The sequence below is a fragment of the Acinetobacter sp. V102_4 genome (genome assembly GCF_031799005.1).
Taxonomy (GTDB): Bacteria; Pseudomonadota; Gammaproteobacteria; order Pseudomonadales; family Moraxellaceae; genus Acinetobacter; species Acinetobacter calcoaceticus.
In genome coordinates, this window is sequence record NZ_JAVQNR010000013.1 from 1 (window position 1) to 1,184 (window position 1,184).

1 protein-coding gene is annotated in these 1,184 nt (G+C 38.7%); it reads right to left on the reverse strand.

Annotated features, from left to right (window positions below):
- Nucleotides 1-1,184: fimbria/pilus outer membrane usher protein (locus RMB13_RS00560; RefSeq protein ID WP_311084109.1), on the reverse strand; the 1,184-nt coding region annotated here is incomplete at both ends.

A 1,184-nucleotide genomic window follows, 5' to 3' on the forward strand; every position in this document is an offset into this window, starting at 1 on the left:
TTTTCAAACTCAGCTTCAGAATGTGTAACGTCAAATGCAATCGCACCAATTGGTGTAGCAAAAGCAGCACCCAACAATACAGCTGCATAATTTTCCGTTGCTTGGATGCCTGTATAGCCTGTTAGGTAGTTATTAACACCTTGTTGGTATTTACCTTGAACAACCCAAGGATCGAAATCAATGTCTGGATCGCGGAACTGGCCCACAGTTAAAGAATAACGATTCATGCTAGGGCGTAACATCTGCACAACAGATGCGTAAGGCACAGCAAATTTCTGTATTTCACCGTTAGCTTCAATAACAGTAACTTCAATTTCACCACCAAAACCAGTAGGGTAAAGGTCATTAATTTCAAAGTTACCTGGCGCAACAGTTGTTTGATAGATAAGTTGGCCTTGTTGACGAACTTCAATTTTTGCATTGGTTTTAGCATTACCACGAATACGAGGGGCATAACCAAGCATACTATTTGGTAACATTCGATCATCACTTGAGAAATCGATACCACGATAACCATATGAGTCAAATACTTCGCCGTTTGTAAAGCTATCCCCAAGTGTTAAAACACCACGATATTTCGGAAATGCGCGCTGTAAGTAAGTACTTGTTTCTTCATAACTTGATTTAGATTGATTTTCGGTAGGCGTGTCTTGCCATTGCCACTGTCCATTATGACGTAATTGCCAACCACCTAAATTTAATCCAGCAGTCACGCCCATAAATGCGTTTGTTGTTTCGCTTTGATCACTAGACTGAGTAAATGTTTTGTAGGCACTACCGTTATATGATAGAAAAGCAGCATTAATCCCGCGATCCCATAAACTTGGGTCGACATAGCCTTGCGCATTTTTTTGCAAAGCAACTTGTGGAATCGAGATATCTACACGTAACCGAGAGTTATCAAACTCATAAAATGCATTTTCAACCCACTCTTCAATTTTATAACAACTATTATTTTCTTTTTGAAGAGGAGCATGCTGCGCTAAAATCTCTTGTTTTACACCATATTCAGCAAGAGTATTTCCCGTAAAGCAGGTTACAGCATTTTTATTTGATTCTAATGCTTTAAAAAACATACGACGTTTGCCAAACCATTGGCCATTTACATAAACGTCAACATTATATTCACCTGGTAAAACAGGATTACCGTATTTAAAACGAGAAATATCGACTTTTTGTGCATC